The organism is Klebsiella grimontii (assembly GCF_042137965.1).
GTDB classification, from domain to species: domain Bacteria; phylum Pseudomonadota; class Gammaproteobacteria; order Enterobacterales; family Enterobacteriaceae; genus Klebsiella; species Klebsiella grimontii.
In genome coordinates this window covers 2405232-2427167 of record NZ_CP169721.1, presented here as the reverse complement: position 1 = coordinate 2427167, position 21936 = coordinate 2405232, and the positions used below count along the sequence as shown (strand labels likewise).

At 55.6% G+C, this 21936-nt stretch carries 25 protein-coding genes and 3 tRNA genes; 18 read left to right on the top strand and 10 right to left on the bottom strand.

Annotation, left to right across the window (positions count from 1 at the left end; all coding sequences use genetic code 11):
• Positions 1 to 10: 10 nt before the first annotated feature.
• Positions 11 to 652: a riboflavin synthase subunit alpha gene (locus ACE3MN_RS11510; RefSeq protein WP_102649696.1), complete on the bottom strand. Its 642-nt coding sequence runs from the start codon at positions 650 to 652 to the stop codon at positions 11 to 13.
• A 230-nt stretch (positions 653 to 882) separates the two neighbouring features.
• On the opposite strand from ACE3MN_RS11510, the gene mdtK reads away from it, so the two are divergent.
• From mdtK to ACE3MN_RS11455, 11 genes are all read left to right on the top strand, one after another.
• Complete coding sequence (gene mdtK / locus ACE3MN_RS11505; protein ID WP_024357964.1) at positions 883 to 2256, top strand: MdtK family multidrug efflux MATE transporter; 1374 nt, start codon at positions 883 to 885, stop codon at positions 2254 to 2256.
• Between the two features lie 197 nt (positions 2257 to 2453).
• Positions 2454 to 2530: transfer RNA gene (locus ACE3MN_RS11500), tRNA-Val, on the top strand.
• 4 nt (positions 2531 to 2534) lie between these two features.
• Positions 2535 to 2611: transfer RNA gene (locus ACE3MN_RS11495), tRNA-Val, on the top strand.
• A gap of 4 nt (positions 2612 to 2615) precedes the next feature.
• A tRNA-Val gene (locus tag ACE3MN_RS11490) sits at positions 2616 to 2692 on the top strand.
• Between the two features lie 441 nt (positions 2693 to 3133).
• On the top strand, positions 3134 to 3319 hold the full coding sequence (locus tag ACE3MN_RS11485; RefSeq protein ID WP_004136767.1) for a general stress protein: 186 nt from the start codon (positions 3134 to 3136) through the stop codon (positions 3317 to 3319).
• A 90-nt stretch (positions 3320 to 3409) separates the two neighbouring features.
• Positions 3410 to 3907, top strand: a complete 498-nt coding sequence (locus tag ACE3MN_RS11480) for a ferritin-like domain-containing protein (RefSeq protein WP_004136765.1) — start codon at positions 3410 to 3412, stop codon at positions 3905 to 3907.
• Between the two features lie 32 nt (positions 3908 to 3939).
• A complete protein-coding gene (locus tag ACE3MN_RS11475) occupies positions 3940 to 4446 on the top strand; it encodes a ferritin-like domain-containing protein (RefSeq protein WP_004136762.1) in 507 nt (168 codons plus the stop codon).
• 19 nt (positions 4447 to 4465) lie between these two features.
• Positions 4466 to 5338 carry a manganese catalase family protein gene (locus ACE3MN_RS11470; protein ID WP_004136760.1) on the top strand — a complete coding sequence of 291 codons (873 nt, stop codon included), beginning with the start codon at positions 4466 to 4468 and terminating at the stop codon, positions 5336 to 5338.
• A gap of 71 nt (positions 5339 to 5409) precedes the next feature.
• Complete coding sequence (locus ACE3MN_RS11465; protein ID WP_024357962.1) at positions 5410 to 6813, top strand: cytochrome ubiquinol oxidase subunit I; 1404 nt, start codon at positions 5410 to 5412, stop codon at positions 6811 to 6813.
• Positions 6813 to 7823 (top strand): cytochrome d ubiquinol oxidase subunit II, encoded by a 1011-nt coding sequence (gene cydB / locus ACE3MN_RS11460; protein WP_024357961.1) that lies wholly within the window; start codon positions 6813 to 6815, stop codon positions 7821 to 7823. Before ACE3MN_RS11465 ends, cydB begins: the two co-directional genes overlap by 1 nt.
• An 8-nt stretch (positions 7824 to 7831) precedes the next feature.
• Positions 7832 to 9457: an alpha-amylase family protein gene (locus ACE3MN_RS11455; RefSeq protein ID WP_154963299.1), complete on the top strand. Its 1626-nt coding sequence runs from the start codon at positions 7832 to 7834 to the stop codon at positions 9455 to 9457.
• Here the strand turns inward: ACE3MN_RS11455 and ACE3MN_RS11450 are convergent.
• The 4 genes from ACE3MN_RS11450 to ACE3MN_RS11435 are packed head-to-tail and all read right to left on the bottom strand — an operon-like array spanning position 9454 to position 11958.
• Positions 9454 to 10443 (bottom strand): SDR family oxidoreductase, encoded by a 990-nt coding sequence (locus ACE3MN_RS11450; RefSeq protein ID WP_375364370.1) that lies wholly within the window; start codon positions 10441 to 10443, stop codon positions 9454 to 9456. The two genes, ACE3MN_RS11455 and ACE3MN_RS11450, sit on opposite strands and share 4 nt — an antisense overlap.
• 24 nt (positions 10444 to 10467) lie before the next feature.
• On the bottom strand, positions 10468 to 10986 hold the full coding sequence (locus tag ACE3MN_RS11445; protein ID WP_004136749.1) for a 2-oxo-tetronate isomerase: 519 nt from the start codon (positions 10984 to 10986) through the stop codon (positions 10468 to 10470).
• Between the two features lie 12 nt (positions 10987 to 10998).
• Positions 10999 to 11445, bottom strand: coding sequence for a DUF421 domain-containing protein (locus tag ACE3MN_RS11440; RefSeq protein ID WP_004136748.1), 447 nt, complete (start codon positions 11443 to 11445; stop codon positions 10999 to 11001).
• Positions 11446 to 11454: 9 nt separating this feature from the next.
• The gene (locus ACE3MN_RS11435) at positions 11455 to 11958 is read right to left on the bottom strand and encodes a hypothetical protein (RefSeq protein ID WP_049085510.1); all 504 of its coding nucleotides are present in this window, start codon (positions 11956 to 11958) and stop codon (positions 11455 to 11457) included.
• 312 nt (positions 11959 to 12270) lie between these two features.
• Here ACE3MN_RS11435 and ACE3MN_RS11430 point away from each other — a divergent pair, with 312 nt between their 5' ends.
• Positions 12271 to 12432 carry a carbohydrate porin gene (locus tag ACE3MN_RS11430; RefSeq protein ID WP_004136744.1) on the top strand — a complete coding sequence of 54 codons (162 nt, stop codon included), beginning with the start codon at positions 12271 to 12273 and terminating at the stop codon, positions 12430 to 12432.
• 182 nt (positions 12433 to 12614) lie between these two features.
• Positions 12615 to 14225, top strand: a complete 1611-nt coding sequence (locus ACE3MN_RS11425; protein ID WP_375364369.1) for an FAD-NAD(P)-binding protein — start codon at positions 12615 to 12617, stop codon at positions 14223 to 14225.
• 27 nt (positions 14226 to 14252) lie between these two features.
• On the opposite strand, the gene ACE3MN_RS11420 is transcribed toward ACE3MN_RS11425, so the two are convergent.
• On the bottom strand, positions 14253 to 14402 hold the full coding sequence (locus tag ACE3MN_RS11420; RefSeq protein WP_165775015.1) for a hypothetical protein: 150 nt from the start codon (positions 14400 to 14402) through the stop codon (positions 14253 to 14255).
• A 21-nt stretch (positions 14403 to 14423) separates the two neighbouring features.
• Positions 14424 to 14816: a YdeI family stress tolerance OB fold protein gene (locus ACE3MN_RS11415; RefSeq protein WP_049131262.1), complete on the bottom strand. Its 393-nt coding sequence runs from the start codon at positions 14814 to 14816 to the stop codon at positions 14424 to 14426.
• 373 nt (positions 14817 to 15189) lie between these two features.
• Between ACE3MN_RS11415 and ACE3MN_RS11410 the strand changes: the two genes are divergently transcribed.
• Complete coding sequence (locus ACE3MN_RS11410; protein WP_004136738.1) at positions 15190 to 16074, top strand: SDR family oxidoreductase; 885 nt, start codon at positions 15190 to 15192, stop codon at positions 16072 to 16074.
• Between the two features lie 18 nt (positions 16075 to 16092).
• On the opposite strand, the gene ACE3MN_RS11405 is transcribed toward ACE3MN_RS11410, so the two are convergent.
• Positions 16093 to 16899 carry an MBL fold metallo-hydrolase gene (locus ACE3MN_RS11405; protein WP_024357955.1) on the bottom strand — a complete coding sequence of 269 codons (807 nt, stop codon included), beginning with the start codon at positions 16897 to 16899 and terminating at the stop codon, positions 16093 to 16095.
• Between the two features lie 88 nt (positions 16900 to 16987).
• Positions 16988 to 17623, bottom strand: coding sequence for a carbonic anhydrase (locus tag ACE3MN_RS11400; protein ID WP_004136733.1), 636 nt, complete (start codon positions 17621 to 17623; stop codon positions 16988 to 16990).
• 225 nt (positions 17624 to 17848) lie between these two features.
• Between ACE3MN_RS11400 and ACE3MN_RS11395 the strand changes: the two genes are divergently transcribed.
• Positions 17849 to 18478 (top strand): LysE family translocator, encoded by a 630-nt coding sequence (locus ACE3MN_RS11395; protein ID WP_024357954.1) that lies wholly within the window; start codon positions 17849 to 17851, stop codon positions 18476 to 18478.
• Between the two features lie 9 nt (positions 18479 to 18487).
• Here ACE3MN_RS11395 and ACE3MN_RS11390 read toward each other — a convergent pair whose 3' ends face one another.
• Positions 18488 to 19258 carry a DeoR/GlpR family DNA-binding transcription regulator gene (locus ACE3MN_RS11390; RefSeq protein ID WP_004136729.1) on the bottom strand — a complete coding sequence of 257 codons (771 nt, stop codon included), beginning with the start codon at positions 19256 to 19258 and terminating at the stop codon, positions 18488 to 18490.
• Between the two features lie 93 nt (positions 19259 to 19351).
• Here ACE3MN_RS11390 and ACE3MN_RS11385 point away from each other — a divergent pair, with 93 nt between their 5' ends.
• The 3 genes from ACE3MN_RS11385 (at position 19352) to ACE3MN_RS11375 (ending at position 21936) form a co-directional block, all read left to right on the top strand.
• Complete coding sequence (locus ACE3MN_RS11385; RefSeq protein WP_004136727.1) at positions 19352 to 19735, top strand: VOC family protein; 384 nt, start codon at positions 19352 to 19354, stop codon at positions 19733 to 19735.
• 30 nt (positions 19736 to 19765) lie between these two features.
• Positions 19766 to 20404: a CatA-like O-acetyltransferase, family 1 gene (locus ACE3MN_RS11380; protein ID WP_024357953.1), complete on the top strand. Its 639-nt coding sequence runs from the start codon at positions 19766 to 19768 to the stop codon at positions 20402 to 20404.
• 308 nt (positions 20405 to 20712) lie between these two features.
• Positions 20713 to 21936, top strand: a complete 1224-nt coding sequence (locus ACE3MN_RS11375; RefSeq protein WP_375364368.1) for an SfnB family sulfur acquisition oxidoreductase — start codon at positions 20713 to 20715, stop codon at positions 21934 to 21936.

Sequence of the window (21936 nt, the reverse complement as noted above, 5' to 3'; positions counted from 1 at the left end):
GGGGATTTTATTATTCGTCCGTCGTTTTCAGCGCCGCTTCTGCTTCTTTCGCCGCCAGCACGCGCTCAACGGTATCGATGACCGCCTGCGTCTGCGGATCGATTTCAATATTCACCCGATCGCCCAGCTTTTTCACCCCAAGCGTGGTGCGCTGCAGCGTTTCCGGAATTAAATGCACGCAGAACCGAGTTGGCGTCACTTCACCGACGGTGAGGCTAATCCCATCTACGCCGATATATCCTTTATAGAGGATATATTTCATCAACGTCGGGTCCTGAACCTTAAACCAAATCTGGCGATTATTTTCCGAGGTCAGAATTTTCACCACCTCCGCGGTGGTCATAATATGACCTGACATCAGGTGGCCGCCAATTTCATCGCTGAATTTGGCCGCGCGCTCAACGTTGACGCTGTCGCCCTCGCGGATCGCGCCCAGATTGGTTATCCGCAAGGTCTCCTTCATCAGATCAAAACTCACTCGCGGGCCATTGATATCCGTGACCGTCAAGCAGCAGCCGTTGTGCGCTACCGAAGCGCCCGTTTCGAGCCCCGCGAGCATATGCTCAGGCAGCTCCACAACGTGGGTGCGAAAGTTGGGTTTTTCATCAATAGCCACCACTTTGGCGGTCCCCTGCACAATACCGGTAAACATATTTTGCTCCTGTATAAATTCGTGACGGTATCAGTACCGTTTTAGGCTATGACGAACAATAACAGCTGGCAAAACAGGTTGCCAGCGCACAACGTGCAGAGGAATTTTTTCACTGGCTAAATGGCTAATCCTCGCTACAATAGTCTGGCAAATCCCTCTGCTTTTTCTTCTTGCTGCCCTCGATGGCGGCTTTTTTAGTCCCCCAATAACAACAATATATAGGTGTTCACGTGCAGAAGTATTTTATTGAAGCGCGTCAGTTATTAGCACTGGCTATACCCGTTATTCTTGCCCAGGTCGCCCAAACCGCCATGGGCTTTGTCGATACCGTGATGGCGGGCGGCTATAGCGCCACCGACATGGCGGCCGTTGCCATCGGCACCTCCATCTGGCTACCGGCGATCCTCTTTGGCCACGGCCTGCTGCTGGCCCTGACGCCCGTTATTGCCCAGCTGAATGGTTCTGGTCGCCGCGAGCGTATCGCCCATCAGGTGCGCCAGGGATTCTGGCTGGCCGGCTTCGTCTCCATCCTGGTAATGGTCGTGCTGTGGAACGCCGGTTACATTATCAGCTCAATGCATAACATCGACCCGGCGATGGCTGACAAAGCGGTCGGCTACCTGCGCGCGCTGCTGTGGGGGGCGCCCGGCTATCTGTTCTTTCAGGTTGCCCGTAACCAGTGTGAAGGGCTGGCGAAAACCAAGCCGGGAATGGTCATGGGATTTATCGGCCTGCTGGTCAACATTCCGGTGAACTACATTTTTATCTACGGTCACTTCGGTATGCCGGAACTCGGCGGGATTGGCTGCGGCGTGGCGACGGCATCGGTTTACTGGGTGATGTTTTTCAGCATGCTGTTCTGGGTGCGCCGCGCGCGTTCAATGCGCGATATTCATCTCCAGGAGCGCTTCAGCAAACCGGATTTCGCCGTCATCCAGCGTCTGGTACAGCTGGGCCTGCCGATTGCGCTGGCGCTGTTTTTCGAAGTCACGCTGTTTGCCGTCGTCGCGCTGCTGGTCTCGCCGTTGGGGATCGTTGACGTGGCCGGGCATCAGATTGCCCTTAACTTCAGCTCGCTGATGTTCGTGTTGCCGCTCTCGCTGGCGGCCGCGGTGACCATTCGCGTCGGCTTCCGTCTCGGGCAGGGGTCAACGCTGGAGGCGCAGACCTCGGCCAGAACCGGCGTCGGCGTTGGGGTATGCATGGCCGTTTTCACAGCGGTGTTCACCATTCTGATGCGTAAGCAAATCGCCCTGCTGTATAACGACAATCCCGAGGTCGTGGCCCTGGCGTCCCAGCTAATGCTGCTCGCGGCCATCTACCAGATTTCCGACTCCGTTCAGGTGATCGGCAGCGGGATCCTGCGCGGCTATAAAGACACGCGTTCCATCTTCTTTATTACCTTTACCGCCTACTGGGTATTGGGTCTGCCGAGCGGCTACCTGCTGGCCCTGACCGATCTGGTCGTGCCGCGCATGGGCCCCGCCGGTTTCTGGTGCGGGTTTATTATTGGTCTCACCTCCGCCGCCGTGATGATGATGCTGCGTATGCGTTTCCTGCAGCGTCAGCCTTCCAGCATCATTTTACAGCGCGCGGCGCGCTAGCCCGCGGCGAAACCAACGGCGCTGATTCAGCGCCGTTATCGCTTGTTGATGAAGAAATATTCTTTTGCATCAGTAAAATATCAGCAATATGGATAAAACTTCTGCGATCGCGAGAAAACTGGAAGAAAAGTGACGTTTGCCTCTTGCCACAACCCCTCCCTCCCGCTAATATGCGTCCCCGTTGCCGCTGCAACATTGCGTTCATAGCTCAGTTGGTTAGAGCACCACCTTGACATGGTGGGGGTCGTTGGTTCGAGTCCAATTGAACGCACCATAATGCGTTTATAGCTCAGTTGGTTAGAGCACCACCTTGACATGGTGGGGGTCGTTGGTTCGAGTCCAATTAAACGCACCATAATGCGTCCGTAGCTCAGTTGGTTAGAGCACCACCTTGACATGGTGGGGGTCGGTGGTTCGAGTCCACTCGGACGCACCATTTCACAGCCTCGTGATCTGGTGCCTGTTTTATCTCCCGCATTGAAATATCCGAAAATCACCCTTTCTCTGTAAATTCATTATTTTCTGATTTTCTCAACTCGTCTGCTAATAACGTTCAGTATCCGCTAAGTTATTCTTCGCAGTTATGTAAAGTGACGTAAAGCCCTGCGCCGGGCCTGCCCTGCATTTATTAACGCAGCGGCCACGGATATATTCCCTCGCGGATAAAAATCTTTCGTTAGATCATAACCCGTTATGCTGATATTCATTAAAAACAAGCGAAACGGTAACCGCTGCATAATTCAGAATATTTCAAAAAAATATCACCAGTAACCGGTTTGACTGTTCGGAAATAACAGCTAAATTTAATTCCTGAACGACAACGGATACGTATCTAAATCGTATCTTCCTGACATAAACTCAACAGAGGTATGAAAATATGGCAGAACATCGTGGTGGTTCCGGTAATTTCGCTGAAGACCGTGATAAAGCATCTGAAGCTGGACGTAAAGGCGGTCAGCACAGCGGTGGGAACTTTAAAAACGATCCGCAACGTGCATCTGAAGCCGGTAAAAAAGGCGGACAAAATAGTCATGGTGGCGGACGTAAATCTGATAATTCCTGATTATTAATCGCCTCGTTCTCTTGTAAATAAAAGAGTATCCTGCGGGTCTGCGGACTCGCAGTTATTCTCCTGTGTAAAAGGTATTTCCATATGAATATGAAGAGCATAGAAGACGTATTTATTCATCTTTTATCGGATACTTACAGCGCTGAAAAACAATTAACCCGCGGACTGGCTAAATTGGCCAGAGCAGCGTCAAGCGAACAGCTCAGCGCCGCGTTCAAGGCCCACCTTGAAGAGACCCAGGGGCAGATTGAGCGTATCGATCAAATTGTCGAGCAAGAACCTGCCATCAAAATTAAACGTATGAAATGCGTGGCGATGGAGGGACTTATTGAAGAAGCTAACGAAGTGATTGAGAGCACAGAGAAAAATGAAGTGCGGGATGCTGCGTTAATTGCCGCTGCGCAAAAGGTTGAACATTATGAAATTGCCAGCTACGGCACTCTCGCCACCTTAGCACAACAGCTGGGTTATAAAAAAGCGGTTAAGCTTTTAGCGGAAACGTTAGAAGAAGAAAAATCAACCGATCTTAAATTAACTGACCTGGCGGTCGGCAATATTAATAAAGACGCACAAAATAAATAGCCAGATAATAATCCGATATTAAGGAGTTGATTATGAATCACCTTGAACATTATCACGACTGGCTACGCGATGCGCATGCAATGGAAAAGCAAGCAGAATCCATGCTGGAATCCATGGCGGGCCGCATCGATAACTACCCGGACCTGCGCAGCAGAATTGAACAGCACGTAACTGAAACCAAACGCCAAATTACCGTGCTGGAGGAGATTCTCGACCGTAATAATATATCGCGTTCGGTACTGAAGGATTCAATGAGCAAAATGGCCGCCTTCGGACAATCCATTGGCGGCATGTTCCCTTCCGATGAAATTGTTAAAGGGTCAATTAGCGGTTATGTCTTTGAGCAGTTTGAAATCGCTTGTTATACCTCCCTGCTTGCCGCTGCGAATAAAGCTGGCGACGTCGCATCGATCCCGGCCATCGAATCAATTCTGGCAGAGGAGCGGGCAATGGCCGACTGGCTGCTGAAGCATATTCCGCAAACGACGGAGGAGTTCCTTCTGCGATCTGAAGCCGAAGGCGTCGAAGCTAAAAAATAAGCAATAAGGATAAGAGCCGATGTTCCGACACGTTAAGCAACTTCAGTATACCGTAAGGGTCGCGGAGCCAAATCCGGGACTGGCGAACCTCCTTCTGGAACAATTCGGCGGCCCTCAGGGTGAGCTGGCCGCCGCATGCCGCTATTTTACTCAGGGTCTGAGCGATGATGATCCGGGTCGTAAAGATATGCTGATGGACATTGCTACCGAGGAGTTGAGCCACCTTGAAATTATCGGCTCGCTGGTTGGCATGCTCAATAAAGGGGCGAAGGGTGCCCTTGCGGAGGGAACCGAAAACGAAGCCGACCTGTACCGTTCGCTCACCGCCAACGGTAACGACAGCCATATTACCTCTTTGTTATATGGTGGAGGTACGCCGCTGACCAACTCCGCCGGAGTACCCTGGACCGCCGCCTACATTGACACCATTGGTGAGCCCACCGCGGATTTACGCTCCAACGTGGCGGCGGAGGCGCGAGCCAAAATCATCTATGAGCGCCTGATCAACGTCACTGATGACCCCGGAGTAAAGGATGCGCTGGCCTTTTTGATGACCCGGGAAGCCGCCCACCAGCTCTCTTTTGAAAAAGCGCTTCAGTCCATCAGAAACAACTATCCGCCCGGTAAATTACCGCCACTCCCCGAATACGCCAGCACCTACTACAATATGTCGGAGGGCGATGACATACGCGGTAGCTGGAATAGCGATCGGCACTTCGACTATGTCGCGGATCCGCAGCCTGCAGTAGACGGCGGAGACGGGAGCGTCAGCGTCAGGTTAACAGCCGAGCAGAAGGCTCTGGTTAAAGCCATGGCGGAACGGACCGAATCCGACCCCGAGGGCGATCCTCTTACCGGCGCTGAGCTCGGCGAAGGTAAGAAAAAGCCTTAATCATCAGCACCTGTTGTTAATCACTCCCCCCTGCTCGGTTCGGGGGGTTGTTATGTGATGGGGTCCGGATCATGTTTGAACTCGACGCGTTTAATCTGGCACGGCTGCAGTTCGCATTTACCGTCTCTTTTCATATTCTTTTCCCGGCAATTACCATTGGGCTTGCCAGCTATCTGGTGGTGCTGGAGGGGATGTGGCTGCGGACAAAAGACGACGTCTGGCGCTCACTGTATAATTTCTGGCTGAAAATTTTTGCCGTTAATTTCGGCATGGGCGTGGTTTCAGGCCTGGTGATGGCCTATCAGTTCGGCACCAACTGGAGCGGTTTCTCTCAGTTTGCCGGGAGTATTACCGGTCCCCTGCTGCTTTACGAAGTCCTCACCGCGTTTTTCCTCGAAGCGGGCTTCCTGGGCGTCATGCTTTTTGGCTGGAACAAAGTCCCCCCAGGACTGCATTTTTTCACCACCTGCATGGTGGCGCTGGGCACGCTGATGTCAACTTTCTGGATCCTCGCGTCCAATAGCTGGATGCAGACGCCGCAGGGTTTTACCATTGAAAACGGTCACATTATTCCCCAGGACTGGCTGGCGATTATCTTCAACCCCTCTTTCCCGTATCGCCTGTCGCACATGGCGATCGCCGCTTTTCTCAGCAGCGCGATGTTTGTCGGCGCCTCCGCCGCCTGGCATCTTCTTCGCGGCAATGATACGCCGGCGATACGCAAAATGTTCTCAATGGCGATGTGGATGGCTCTGCTGGTCGCGCCGATCCAGGCGTTGGTTGGCGATATGCACGGCCTTAATACGCTTCAGCATCAGCCGGCAAAAATCGCCGCCATTGAAGGCCACTGGGAAAATAAACCCGGCGAAGCCACCCCGCTGCTGCTGTTTGGCGTGCCGGACATGGCGGAAGAGCGCACCAAATACGGTCTGGAAATCCCGGCGCTTGGCAGCCTGATCCTCACCCATAGCCTGAATAAACAGGTCCCTGCCCTGAAAGATTTCCCGAAAGAGGATCGGCCAAACTCCCTTATCGTCTTCTGGTCGTTTCGCATCATGGTGGGTATGGGCATGTTGATGATAGCCCTTGGCGTATGGAGCCTCTGGCTGCGCTATCGGCAGCGTCTTTATCACTCCCGCCCCTTTCAGTGGTCCGCGCTGGCGATGGGTCCAGCGGGGCTGCTGGCGCTGTTGGCCGGCTGGATCACGACCGAAGCGGGCCGCCAGCCCTGGGTTATCTATGGTTTTTTACGCACCCGGGACGCGGTCTCCCTGCATAGCACAGCGCAAATGATCGTCAGCCTGCTGGTCTTTATCGCGGTGTACTGTTCGGTCTTCGGCGTCGGTTATTACTATATTATCCGGCTGATTAAAAAAGGGCCGCAGCCCGTCAGCGAATTAACGTCGTCAACCTCCGGCACGCCGGCGCGCCCCCTTTCCGCCGCAGAAGCCGTGCCTGAAGAGGAGAAAAGCTAATGGGCATCGATATTCCCGTGATCTGGTTTGTCATCATTGTGTTTGCCACCCTGATGTATATCGTGATGGACGGCTTCGATCTGGGCATCGGTATGGTCTTCAGCTTTGTCCCCAACGCCAATGAGCGTGACGTGATGATGAACAGCGTCGCCCCGGTGTGGGACGGCAATGAGACTTGGCTGGTGCTGGGCGGCGCGGGGCTGTTCGGCGCCTTTCCGCTGGCCTACGCCGTGATCGCCGACGCGCTGACGATTCCCCTTACTGCCATGCTAATTGGTCTGATCTTTCGCGGCGTGGCCTTTGAGTTTCGTTTTAAGGCCACCCCCTCCCACCAAAAGTTCTGGGATTACTCGTTTGTCGGCGGATCGTTGTTGGCCACCTTTAGCCAGGGGATCGTCGTGGGCGCGGTCATCAGCGGCTTTGACGTTGCCGACCGCAGGTTCATCGGCTCCGCGCTGGACTGGTTGACGCCCTTCAGCCTGTTCTGCGGCTTAGGGCTGGTGGTGGCTTATACGCTGCTTGGCACGACCTGGCTGATTATGAAAAGCGAAGGCGCGCTGCAGCAGCGTATGCGCGAGCTGACCCGCCGTACGCTGCTGGCGCTGCTGGCGGTCATCGCCGTGGTCAGCGTCTGGACGCCGCTGGGCTGGCATTCCGTTGCTGAACGCTGGTTTACCCTGCCCAATTTTTACTGGTTTGTGCCGGTCCCCATTCTGGTTCTCGTCTTTAGCCTGTGGATCTGGCGCCTGAGCGCTAACCCCAACAGCCATGCCCGTCCTTTCCTCCTGACGCTTGGGCTCATTTTTCTCGGCTTCAGCGGTCTGGGCATCAGTTTGTGGCCCAATATCATTCCACCGCATATCACGCTGTGGGAGGCTTCCGCGCCGCCAGCCAGCCAGCTCTTTATGCTGGTAGGCACCCTGCTCATCATTCCGGTGATTTTGGTTTACACCGCATGGAGCTACTACGTATTCCGCGGCAAAGTTTCCGGAAATGAAGGCTATCACTGAGGTACGCTATGGCTGATTGGCATACACGGGCCATTATCTACCAGATTGATTCCGCCCTCTTTTATGATTTCAACGGCGATGGCTGCGGCGACATCGCCGGGATTACGGCCAAGCTGCGCTATATTCGCCGAATGGGCGCGACGGTAATCTGGATAACCCCCTTCTACCTGACGCCATTTCTGGACGAAGGTTACGATGTCAGCGACCACCTGCAGGTCGATCCGCGCTTTGGTCAACTGGCGGATATCATCGCCTTTATCGAGCAGGCCCGCGAATTAGGGATGCAGGTCATTATTGAACTGCTGATTCAGCACACCTCCGACGCTCATCCGTGGTTTCAACGGGCGCGCCGCAGCCGCAGCTCGCCGTTTCGCGACTATTATCTATGGGCGGATAGCGATGATGACGATACGCCGCCGATGTTTCCCGGCGTCGAGGAGAGCATCTGGATGTGGGATGAAGAAGCCGGGCAATATTTTCGCCATATGTTTTATCGTCACGAACCCGATCTCAACCTGGCCTCGCCTGCCGTTATTAAAGAGGTCGAAAATATCATTATCTTTTGGCTGAAGCTGGGGGTTTCCGGCTTTCGTCTGGATGCCGCTGCGCATCTCACAAAGCAGGCCGGACGCGGCGAGGAGAAACGGGGGCTGTGGATCCTGGAACATCTGCGCCGGCTTGTCGAGCGGCATAACCCGCAGGCCATTCTGCTGGGCGAAGTTGACGTTGACGTCGAGCAGTACCGCGACTATTTCGGTGATAATAACCGGCTTAACATGGTGCTTAACTTCTGGTTGAACAAATACTTTTACGTCAGTCTCGCCAGCCAGAACGCGCGCCCGCTGATTAACGCAATAAAGAAAACCATCGTCCCTCCCGACGCCTGCTGCTTCGCTAACTGGTTGCGTAATCATGATGAGCTGGATCTGGAGGGTATCGGCAACAAGAACAAGCAGACCGTGCTGGAGGCCTTCGCGCCGGATGAAAAGATGAACGTTTATCAGCGCGGCATTCGCCGTCGGCTCGCGCCAATGCTAAACGGCAATCGGCAGCGGCTGGCGTTCTGTCACGCCGTGCTGTTTTCGCTGCCCGGCGTACCGATTATGCGTTATGGCGATGAAATCGGCATGGGTGACGATCTGGCGCTCGAAGAGCGGTACGCGGTACGTACGCCGATGCAGTGGGCCGGTTCAGCCGGCGGCGGCTTCTCCGCAGCCGACCCCGATACCTTTGTTGCCCCCATGATTGACCGGGGGCCGTTTCGCTATCAGAAAGTCAACGTGGCTGATTCACTGCTGCACCGCCATTCCCTCCTGCATCGCATAATGGATATCGCCAATACGCGTTCCGAGTTCCCGGAAATCGCCGTTGCCCCTTTTCGTATCATTAGCACCGATCGGCAGGCGATTCTGGCGATTTGCTACGATAACCATGAGCGTAGCGTCATCACCTTTCTTAATTTCAGTGAAAAAGCGCTGCGCTTTACCGCGAAAGGGATCGACGAGGCGGTCTGGACGCCCTGCCTGGCCGACAAAACCTACGCTGACGCGCTTATCCCCGGTAAGCGCGTTGAGCTGGAGATTAGCGCGTATGGTTACCGCTGGTTCTGGACCAATAGCAGCGCGCTGCGTTAGCGGTTTTTGCGCGAGGTCAACCATCTTGCCAGGAGCAATCCGGCCACCGCCGCGCCGCCCTGCAGCGTTTTTCCCGGCACACCGGAGGTAATGGCGGTGGCGCGATATTTTGCCTCGGAGGAGAAACGCCCGTGGGTTTTATGTAATCCCCTGACCGGTTGTTCGAGGTAGTCCTGACGGTCATCAGCGTTCAAATGGCGTGTCATTTGCCCTTCCCATGCTTTTTTGACCATCAGCCGGTCAAGCAAGCCGGGGAAAAAAAATTGCCCCACAATGGACTGGATCGTGCTGCTCCCCACCCAAAGTTCACGTACGGGCCTGCGCGCGACGTTGAAAATAGCCTGCGCGGCCACTTCCGGCTGAAATACCGGCGGCACCGGGCGCATCGCCCAGGCGAACTTATTGCGCGCCCACTCAAACTGCGGCGTATTCAGCCCCGGCATCTGCACCATGGCAATGCTCACGCCGCTATTTTCATGCATTAGTTCAGTGCGAACCGCATCGGTAAAGCCGCGAATCGCAGCCTTCGCCCCGCAGTAGGCGGATTGTAGCGGAATTGAGCGATAGGCCAGCGCGGAGCCGACCTGGATAATCACCCCGCGATCGCGGGGCGTCATGAGCTCCAGCGCGGCGCGAGTCCCGTTGACGTAGCCCAGATAGGTGACCTCCGTGACCCGCAAAAATTCGTCGTGCGTCATCGCCCGGAAAGGCGCCAGCACCGCGCACATCGCGTTATTGACCCACACGTCGATCGCCCCGAGCCGATTTTCAATTTCGCCGGCGGCCGCCAGCAGCGCATCGGCATGAGCCACATCGGCCTCGACGGTATGAACCCGGACGCCATAGCGAAGGAGCTCCCGTTTCGTCGCTTCCAGGCCGTGATCATCGCGGGCAATAATGCCGACGTCATAGCCTGCCTGCGCAAAGCGCAAGGCCGTTGCTTTGCCGACTCCCGCAGTACCGCCAGTGATCGCCATGACTGCCATACAAACCTCCGCAATAAGGGTGTGTTATGCGCTCTGCCAGCCGGGCAGCTTTTCCATCAGCATCGCCAGCGAATAGCGCACGGCTTTTTCCACCACGTCCTGGCACTCGCCGGAAAACAGCGTCTTATGCGCGTCGATTTCGCCGCGAAAGTTCCATGCGAACCACACGGTGCCCGCAGGCGTCCCGTCATCGCCGCCGTCAGGTCCCGCGTATCCGCTAATAGCAATGCTGATATCCGCCCCGGAACGCGCCAGCGCTCCCGTCGACATCTCTTCAACGGTCTGACGGCTGACGGCGCTATATTTTTCCAGCGTCGATGCGTTGACGCCGAGAAGTTTTTGCTTCGCCCGATCGCTAAAGGTGATTAAGCCAATATCGTAAAATGCGGCCGTATCCGCTTCCGCGCACAGCGCTGCCGCCAGGCTACCGCCGGTGCAAGACTCCGCGGTGGTTAAGCGTAAACGACGGTCAATCAGCGCGCTGGCGACCTGTTTGGTCAGCTCGCCGGTGGTTTTCGCCTGGTTATAAGGGTTATTTGACATAAAAAGACCTTTTTAACTCTCAGCAGGAATAATAGAAATGTGACCATTCCGTTCCAGTATGGCATATTTGATTTTACTTAATTCCGTAATCCCCTGATTCTGCCGGGCGGCGACCAAAATATCATCGCAGGAGACGTCCACTTTTTTCAGCTTATCGATTAACGGAACGCCATTTTCGACCAATATAACCGGGCAACCATCGAGCGCTGATTCCGCGCCCGCCGTATATTTTTTCATTAATCCGAAAAGCATATCCACCACGACCAGCGTCATTATCGTCAGCATCGCACCGGTCACCGAAAAATCGTTTCCCAGCAGCGCCTGCTGGGTGGCCTCGCTGATAATAAGCAACAGAATCAGGTCAAAGCTGGTCATTTGTAATAGCGCCCGGCGGCCGGCGATTTTAAATACCACCAGCAAAATTAAATAAATCGCTAACGCTCGCAAGACCATCTCCATCGCGTCCTCCTAAGGGTAAATAAATTGCCAGAAGCGGATTTCGGGTTCGCCGTTTAGCTGTAAAGAGTGGTTCGATTTTCCCGGACTGGTCGGCGTAACGTAAAGCCATATAGAAAAATTATTCATGCTTTTCAAATCATTATACACCAAAAACAGCCGATCGTTCTGGCTGTACATCCGATCCGGCCGGGGCCAGATGCTGCCTGGTTCAAAGGAAGAGGTAAAATCACCGCCGAGGCTAAAAATATATTTATCGGCGACGCGGGGCCGGGCGGTAATTTTTAGCCTGAACTCGGTTTGTAAACGGCCAAAGCGCTCATAGGTCACCGTTAAATTACCCGGCGCGTTTGTTTTTTCAGCCGTACTGAAATAGCCACCTGAAAAAATCCCCAACAGTGCCGCCAGAATTATCCCTAATAATATCCCGAGGCCATATTTGCGGGCAGCACATTCAAAATTAAGAAAAAATTCACTCTCTTTTATCCCGGGCAACCTCTCTTTTTCACTCGCCATTCTTCACCTCGCCGTTGCGCTTATTATCGGGGCGCCAGTTTAAGGAATAGCAAGCCCGCTTAATATGTCAAGTTCGTCACGGTAAACCCGGATTAATAGCAAATGGTACAGCCCGCTTGTTATTCATGGTTCGTCACTTGGCCGCCATGGTTGCAACCGGAGGGGGTATATATCAGGTGAATACAAAACCCGGTGGTGCCATCCGGTTTCACTGGGACGAGCAACCCTCTGAATCCTGGCGGGAAAAATCCCCATTCGCTATGTGTTATCAACATTATCCAGCCCATTAAGTCGATAAGATTGCTGCAGAGCATGACGGATTTCTTTGAGCGCCCGAAAATCCGCTTTTTTGCCACCTGGATGCGCTGGGACCACGCGCTGGATAACTACTGCGCAACGGACACCTTCGGCAGCGCCGGATACCATAGCGCGGGTACGCTATTCTTCGGCGCCCAGCTCGAAACCTGGTTCTGAAAACCGCGCCTCGTCGGCTAATGACAAGGAAGAGGCGCGCCAGCGATTGGCCCTCTTCCTTATTTTGAACCACAATTATCCTGCCAGATTTCCGTTACCCGGAAATGATCTATCGTGGAGCTTTTCAACTGGCGGAAGGCCACCGACAACAAATGTGATAACAACAACGGCGGGTCAGTGATATGAAGAAAATTGCCATTATCGGCGCCGGTCCAACCGGGATTTATACCCTGTTTTCACTCCTTAAACGCGGTGAACCGCTGGACGTGTCCATTTACGAACAGGCTGAGGAAGCGGGCGTGGGCATGCCCTATAGCGATGAAGAAAACTCGCGCATGATGCTGGCCAATATCGCCAGTATTGAAATCCCGCCTCTGCAGAGCACCTATCTCGACTGGCTGAAGGCCCAGAGCCGGACGCACCTTGCGCGCTATGGCGTCGATTATGAGGCGTTGCACGATCGCCAGTTTTTGCCGCGCATCCTGCTGGGCGAATACTTTCGCGACCAGTTCCTTGGCCTGGTCGTCGAGGCCAGGGAACAGGGCTTTCACATCCAGGTCAATGAGTCCTGCCGGGTCAGCGACCTGCAGGCGACCACAGAAGGGGTCAGACTGTGGGTCGAGGATGGGCCGGTCGCCGAAGCCTTCGACCTCGCGGTGATTGCCACCGGCCACGTCTGGCCCGATGAAGAAGAGTCGACCCGCACCTGGTTTCCCAGCCCGTGGTCTGGCCTTATGGAAGCCAGCATTCCCCCCTGCCGGGTGGGGATTATGGGCACCTCGCTCAGCGGGATTGACGCCGCGATGGCCGTCGCCGTCCAGCACGGCTGGTTTATCGGGTCCGACGATGACGCCCTCGCCTTCAGGCTGGACGAGGCAAGCGAGGCGCTAAGCATCGTGCTGATGTCGCGCTCCGGCATTCTGCCGGAAGCGGATTTTTACTGCCCCATTCCCTGGGAGCCGCTGAACATCGTCAGCGAAAGCGCGATGGAACACGCCATCGCCGCGGGCAGCGACGGTCTGCTCGATCGCGTCTTTGAGCTGGTAGCACAGGAAATCGCGCTTGCCGACCCCCTATGGAGCGAAAATATCGCCCTTCACAGCCTGAATGCCGACAGCTTTAGCGAGGCGTGGTTCGCAAAGCGCCAGCAGCACAACCCGTTCAACTGGGCGCAGGCAAACCTTGAGGAAGTCGAACGCAACAAACGCGCGCGATACACGGTTCCCTGGCGCTACGCGATCCTGCGGCTGCATGAAGCCGTTCAGGTGATGGTCCCTCATCTTAATGACCATGACCGGGAGCGTTTCAAAAATGGCCTTGCGCGGGTCTTTATCGACTGCTATGCCGCCATTCCTTCGGAGTCTATTCGCCGGCTGCTGGCGCTGCGCGAAGCGGGCGTCATCAGTATTCTCGCCTTAGGGCATGGCTATGAGATGGCGGTTGAGGAGGAAAAAACGGTGATTACCAGCGAACAAAATCGCTATACGTTTGATGTGTTTATTGATGCCAGAGGGCAAAAAGCGCTGAAAAATAAAGACCTGCCCTTTCCGCACTTAAGGGAGCAGCTGCTGGCGACCGGCGAAGATATCCCGGAAGTCGGAGACGATTATACGTTACTGGCGCCCTCCGAGGTGCGTGGACGCATCGCCTTTGCCGCCATCCCCTGGCTGATGCACGACCAGCCTTTTGTGCAGGGGATCACCGCCTGCGCGGAAATCGGCGCGGCGATAGCGAAGGCCATATCCGCGCCGGCGAGCCGCTCCCGCCGCCGCTTGTCGCCAATCGATCTTTAACCCGGGCCGCCCTCGCGGGCGGCCGTTCTAGCGCTTTCCGGGCTGCGGGTGCCAGGGATCTTTTTTATGATCTTCGCTGTCATCTCTTTTTCTTGGCACTTCACCCTGTTCGCGCGGGTCCTCTTTCGACGGATGACGGCCTCGCTTATCCGGGTCGGCTGGATTTTTTACGGACATGCATTTCTCCTGGCTACGCGATTATTTCTGGATCCGGTCCACCCGCACCACCGGCGGCGTCATTTTTTTATCGAGGCTGCCGTTGATGCTGATCATCTGATCGGGTTTCACTTCGCGGCCATCAAAAACCGCGGCGGGAATAATCAGCGCAATGGTGTCGGTTTTATCGCGAAAGCTGTAGCGATCGTCGCCGTGCTGCTCGATAAGATTGCCGCGTAATGAGATGGTTGCCCCGTCGTGCATATCCAGCGCCTGGCGCACGGTCATGATCCGGCCATCTTCAGTCCCGCGATAGCCGTCATCAATTTTATGCGGCGGCGGCGGTGCGGCATCTTTTTTAAATCCGCCTTCATCTGCGGCATACACGCCTGGCGCCATCAGCGAACAGAAAATAACAGCCAGTAATTTTTTCATCAGCACTACCTCCAGCGTATTGTTCTTTTGTCTTAATAAGTCTGGTTGCTGCTGTTCATTTTCACAAGCCGGACATGTTATGAATCATCCGAGAAATATTTTTGACGCCTTCTCAAAGCGCGTAAATATAAGCGAGGCGGAGCAATATATCTGCGCTAAATATACCGTCAGGCTTATCATAGAATAATCCTAAAATGGCCAACGCTGCCGTCGCTTCACATTTTAAAAAGTTTCCCGGCAATCAGTAAATTACCGTTCGGAGATGAATAAAAGCGCAACAATTATAAAAGCGAAGCCGTTCAAATATTCCCCGATATTCCACGGCAGGCTGACCAGGCAACTACGCTTACTCTTTTAACACGAGGAGGTCAGTATGAGCGATTACGCTAATAATACCGCGAAGTATCCCCGTCCCCCGTTTGTTGACCAGCCGCAATCGCCGCCGGGTCTTGCCGAAGAGATGAAGCCGCAGCCGGACCACGGCGAACTGAGCTATGTCGGTTCCGGTCGGCTCGCTGGTAAACGCGCCCTGATTACCGGCGGCGATTCAGGGATTGGCCGTGCGGTCGCGATCGCCTTCGCCCGAGAGGGCGCCGATGTGGCGATCAACTATCTGCCGGAAGAGGAATCCGATGCGCAAACCGTGATTGCCCTCATTGAGGCCGAAGGACGTCAGGCCGTCGCGATTCCGGGAGATGTGCGCGACGAGTCCTTCTGCGAAACCCTGGTCGAACAGGCCGCCAGCGAACTCGGCGGGCTGGATATTCTGGTCAATAACGCCGGACGCCAGCAATATTGCGAATCGCTGGAAGAATTAACCACCGCCGACTTTGACGCCACCTTCAAAACCAACGTTTATGCGGCCTTCTGGATCACTAAAGCCGCCCTGCGTCACCTTAAAGAACACAGCGCGATCATTAATACTTCATCAGTCCAGGCCTTTAAGCCAAGCCCCATCCTGCTGGACTATGCGCAAACCAAAGCGTGCCTGGTGGCGTTCACCAAGTCGCTGGCCAAACAGCTGGGGCCGAAGGGCATTCGGGTCAACGCCGTCGCCCCCGGCCCCTACTGGACAGTGCTGCAGTCAAGCGGCGGCCAGCCGGATGAGAAAGTTCGTCAGTTCGGCGCCGATACGCCGCTGGGCCGCCCCGGCCAACCGGTAGAGATTGCGCCGCTGTACGTAACCCTGGCTTCCGACGCCTGCTCCTTCACCTCCGGCCAGGTGTGGTGCTCCGACGGCGGTGACGGCGTGGTATAAGCCGCAGGCGGCGCGCCCTCAGCGGTGCGCCGTCGTATTCAGGCAGGCCAGATATTTCTGCGCTGAATCTAAAACGATCTGCCGGGCATTTTTCGTGACGTTCTGCCCCTCGAAGGCGCCGTACAGCGCCTCAAAGGGCGTATCGCCCAGACGCTCAACGATCTTCTCAACGCTGGCTGCCGCCAGCGGCAGCAAATTGGGATAGCTCCACATAAACGAAACGGCGTGCGCCCCCGGCGTCACCTGGATAATATCGCCCGCCAGCATGATGCCGTCATCTTTTGCCCAGTGCAGAACGGTCCCACCGGCGAAATGCCCGCCCAGCCGCAGCAGCCGCACCGCAGGGAGGATCTCCAGCGCATCCCCTTCCCACAGCGTGATTGCCGGGCTATCGCGCATAATCCATTCGCGATCGCTGGCATGAAGGTAGATTCGCGCATCGAAGGCTTCCGCCCACGTCTGCATCGTGGTGTAGTAATGAGGATGAGAAATGGCGATCGCTTTTATCCCGCCCAGCGCCGCTATCAGCGTTTTTGTCGCCGCGTCCAGATTGGCAATGCAGTCCCACAGAATATTCCCCTGCGGGGTGAGCAGCAGAAACGCGCGCTGGTCGATGGCAAATTTCGGTACCGTCTTGATGCTCAACAGCTCGCCGCAATGCTGCTGCCACTTATTCACATGGGTGCGAACCAGAGTCTCTAATTCAATCCATGCCTGGCCGCTGGCCGGGACGTACTGACGTTCATCCTCACAGATACGGCACCGGCTCAGGGTGTTGTCGCCGTCGTCGTAAGAAGTGCCGCAGGTCGCGCACAGCTTGATCATGACTTCCCCTTAAAAAAAACAGACTACGCAGGAGTAATGAGTATGGCAGATAAGGCGGGAACGAGGGCTTCCGTGCCCTGCGGGAGGTTTATTCGAAATAGACGTCAGGGTTTTCCGACAGCGACACGAAGGTTTTGCTGTTTTTATCCAGCGCGCGAATATCGCCGCTTTCAATATCGTAGAACCAGCCGTGCAGACGCAGCGTGCTATCACGCAGGCCGACGGCAACCGACGGGTGGGTTTTGATATTGTTCAACTGGGCGATGACGTTTTCCTGCACCATTGCGTTGACTTTATCGGTCTCGTTGGCCCAGGTTTTCTTCTCCACGACCGCTTTCGCCGCGTCGGAGTAGCGCAGCCAGTGGGAGACGGCAGGCATCGGGTCCAGGCACTGGCAGGTGGCGATGGCTTTCATCGCGCCGCAGTTGGAGTGGCCGCAAATGACGATATCGGTCACGCCCAGGGCAACGACGGCGTACTCGATAGTTGCGGAAACCCCGCCCGGCTCAGGGCCGAAAGAGGGCACGATATTCCCGGCGTTACGGATCACAAACAGTTGCCCCGGTTCCTGCTGGGTCACCAGCTCCGGCACCAGGCGGCTATCTGAACAAGAGATAAACAGCGCTTTAGGATTTTGGCTGGAGGCCAGGCTGCGGAAGAGCTCTTTACGTTGCGGGAAGATCTCTTTCTGGAAGTTGAGGAAGCCCTCAATGATATGTTGCATAGCAGTGTCTCTTTTCTCTGTTTTAATGACGATATGACAAAGATCACATTTAGTCAGTTTATCACCGACGCGCGAAATGGGAATCGTTATTCGAACGGGCGATTAAACGTCCCCCCGTAAAGTTGGGTGACAGCGGGGTAAAGATTGTTTATTTTTTGAGAGCGAAATCCATCATGAGCCGGAGCCAAATACGACTTTAGCGCTCAACGTCAACCAGGAGCGTTTATGTTCTTATCCAGCCTGATGGCCCTTGCCGCCGTCCTCATTATGGGCGTGATTAGCCCCGGTCCGAGCTTTATTTACGTTGCCCGCAACGCCGTTGCGCGCTCAAGAACGCACGGTCTGGTCACCGCGCTGGGCACCGGCGCGGGCGCCGCCATCTTTTCGATTATGGCCATGCTGGGGTTACAAAAAGTTCTGACGGCGGTGCCGGAAATGTTTATTGGCCTGAAGGTCGCGGGCGGCCTCTATCTGCTATGGCTGGGGTATAAAATCTACCGCGGCGCGGCGCAGCCGATGGATTTTGCGGCAGGCGGCATGGCGGCGGAACATTCGCTGCTGAAAACCTTCCGCGATGGCCTGTATACCCAGCTCAGCAACCCAAAAACGGCGCTGGTGTTCGCCTCTATTTTTACCGCCCTGCTGCCGGAACGCATCCCGCTGGCCTTTTACTATATCGTGCCGCTGATGAGCTTTGTGATCGACGTCAGCTGGTATTCGCTGGTGGCCCTGGTGCTCTCTTCCGCCAGGCCGCGCGGCGTCTACCTGCGCATGAAGCGTAAGATCGATATCGTCACCGCCACGGTGCTGGGCGCCCTCGGCCTGCGCCTGATTGCCACGTCGCTGTCGAAGTAAGCCTCCGCGCTAAACGGTATAAATACGGATATCGTGTTCGCTGAACGCGTCGCGATATTCGCGACTGATGTTCTCCTCGACCACCAGCACGTCAATGGCGCTGCTTTCGACCACCACAAAGCGCGCCACCGCCGGGATCTTATCGGAGGTGAGGCCGACGATGATTTCGCTGCACTGCTTTATCACCGCTTTTTTAAATTCGCAATCGGCGTAGTCGAAGCCCGTCAGGCCGGACTCGGGCGCCATAGCGCAGCCGCCGATAAAGCCCTGATCGAACAGCATGCCCTGAATCTGCGCCACGGCAGAGGCGCCCACGCAGCCGCCGCTGGCCCGCTGGATCTGACCGCCAAGCATCACCACATCGTACAGCGGTTTCTTGAGCAGGACGGCAGCGATCTCGGGAGAATTGGTGACCACCGTTAGCGCCAGCTCCGCCGGCAGCGCTTCCGCCATCGCCAGGTTGGTGGTGCCGGTATCGATAAAAATGCAGCCGCCGGGTTTCACCAGCTTTGCGCACTTCTGCGCGATTCTGCTTTTTGTCGCCGTATTTTTCTCTTTGCGCTCGCTATAATCACCCGCCTCCGGCAGGGTCATCACCGCGCCGCCGTAAACCTTTTTACAGTACCCTTCCCGGCTAAGCTCATGTAAATCACGGCGAATAGTATGCTCGGAGACGTTAAGGCGGTCGGCAAGCTCGGCGCAAACCACTCTGCCGTTCTCCTGGAGGATCTGGCAAATAAGCGCTTGTCGTTGTTTGGGGAAAGCAGCATAATCGAGCACAAATAACTCCTGATTAAATATTCATCGAGCAACAAAGTGCATGATCGTGCATTACAGCCCTGACTGTCAACTCACCCTATCAAGAGGTTTGCTATGAAAATTGCCCACATCGCCCTATGGACCCGCCAGCTTGAGCAACAGGCCCGTTTTTGGGTGTCGTTCTTCGACGGCGAGATCAATGAGAAGTACTGCAGCCAAACCAACCCCGGTTTTGAGTCCTTTTTTGTCAAGATTGGCGACAACATTGCTATCGAGCTGATGACCAAGCCGGGACTGGTCGCACTGACGGCGGATAATAACCATACCGGCTGGGTGCATCTGGCGATAAGCGTTGGCGGCGCGGAAAATGTCGACAGGCTGGCGAAACGCGCCGACGCCCAGGGAATACTGGTTTCCCCGCCGCGAACCACCGGTGACGGCTACTACGAAGCGGTGATCAAAGACCCCGATGGCAACCTGATTGAAATCGTCGCATAGTGAAGGAAAGTCAGCCAACAGGAGAGGCCCGTGGCCAACTATCGCATAATCGACAAACAACGCTGGCCGCGAAAAGATCATTTTGATTTTTATCGCGGTTTTGCCAACCCCAGCTTTAATCTCTGCGTTCCCGTCGAGGCGCAGCGGCTATACGAATGCGCGAAAGATCGCGGCGTCTCTTTTTTCCAGCTGGCGCTCTACGGGCTGGTGCGCGCGGCAAACGACGTGCCGCAGCTTAAGCAGCGGCTGCTGGACGACGAGATTATCGAATATGACCAATTGGCGGTGATGACGCCGGTAATGACCGCGCAGGAAGGTTTTCGCCAGGTCTGGTGCGATAACGCCGCCGATTTTGCCGCCTTTAGCGCTGCCGCTACGCCGAAGATTGACGCGGCGAAACGGACCGCGCCGGCGCCGCTTATCGTCAACGGCGAGAACTTCTTCTGCGCCAGCTGCCTGCCGTGGCTGCATTTCAGCGCCATGACTCACGCCGAGTACTACGTTGGCGCGGCGGTGCCCGCCCTCACCTGGGGCAAGCTGAAAAACGGCATTATCCCGGTTGCGGGCAGATTCAATCACGCCTTCGTCGACGGCCTGCACGCCAGCCGTTTTTTCGCCCGCGTCGAAGAGGGGTTTGCCGAACCGGATATCCTCTGGCATTCGCGCTAGACAAACCGGTTACGCCAGCACGGCATCACTTCCTCTTTCATCCACATCCTGCCCCGGTCTTCCGGGGCGATATGCGCTCCCCCTGATTTCCACACTGTTGCAAATCCAACACCCTGGTGAATTCAGGTTGCAATTGCAGCAGTGCATAAGCCCAGAAAAAAATCCATCTCATTGATTATTAATCTTTTAAATCTCAAAAACGTTCTGGCATAGCCTTTGCTTTAGCCATCATATAACCCACAGAAATTATTAAGTATTTACTTAGCTATTTTTAGCATATGCCGTTTGTTTAACCATGAGAAGTGACTATGCCCGACGATAAACCAATCATTCACTACACCCGCGAGCTTCCAAAGGCGCACGTTATTCGCAGCGATGACGAAGCTATCGCTATCGCCCATGAGATTGCCGCGGTGCTGCAGCCCGACGCTGCACAACGCGATCGCAGCGGCATCGTACCGGCGGAAATTATCGACACCTATTCCAACAGCGGCCTGTGGGGTATCACCGTCCCGCGACAATGGGGCGGAGCCGAGGTATCCGCCGCCACGCTGGCCCAGGTGATAGCGATTATTTCCGCCGCTGACCCGTCGCTGGGGCAAATTCCCCAGAACCATTACTGTCTTCTCGAGGATATCCGTCTCCAGGGAAGCGAAGAGCAGCAGGCATTTTTCTTCGATCAGGTGCTGCAAGGCTATCGCTTTGCCAATGCCCTTTCTGAAACCGGCGGCAAGACGGTACTCGATATCCGCACTCGCCTGGAGGCCAGCGAACGCGGTCTGCGCATCACCGGTCGTAAGGGCTATTGCACCGGTTCACTCTATGCCCACTGGATCGGCATTCTGGCACTCGATGCTGAGAATAACGCGCAGCTGGCGTTTGTGCCGCGCGAATCGGCAGGGCTGACGGTCCTCGACGACTGGGCCTGCCTCGGCCAGCGCACCACCGCCAGCGGAACGGTCCTGGCGGAGAATCTTGTCGTCGAGCCTTTCCACCTGTTCCCGACGTGGAAATCCTACGCGACGCCAACCCTTGCCGGGCCGTTTGCCCAGCTCACCACCGCCGCTATCGACCTGGGAATTGCCCGCGCGGCGCTTAACGACACGGTGAACTTTGTCAGCCAGTTCGCCCGCCCGTGGATCGATGCCGGCGTGGAGCGGGCCAGCGAAGACCCGCTGACTATCTACCATATTGGCCAGCTTGACAGCCGGCTGGCCGCCGCCGATGCGCTGCTGGAGCGGGCCGGTAAAGTGCTCGATCGCTATAAATACGAACTGAGCGAGGATAACGTTGCTCAGGCGTCTATCGCCGTGGCGCGCGCCAAGGTCTTTACCACCGAAGCGGCGCTGGAAGCCGCCAGCCGCCTGTTTGAGCTTAGCGGCACCCGCTCAACCAGCATCGCCCTCAATCTCGATCGCCACTGGCGCAACGGCCGCGTCCACACCCTGCACGATCCGGTGCGCTGGAAATATCAGCTGCTGGGCAACTGGATGCTGAACGGCATTCCTCCACAACGCCATGACTGGAACTGA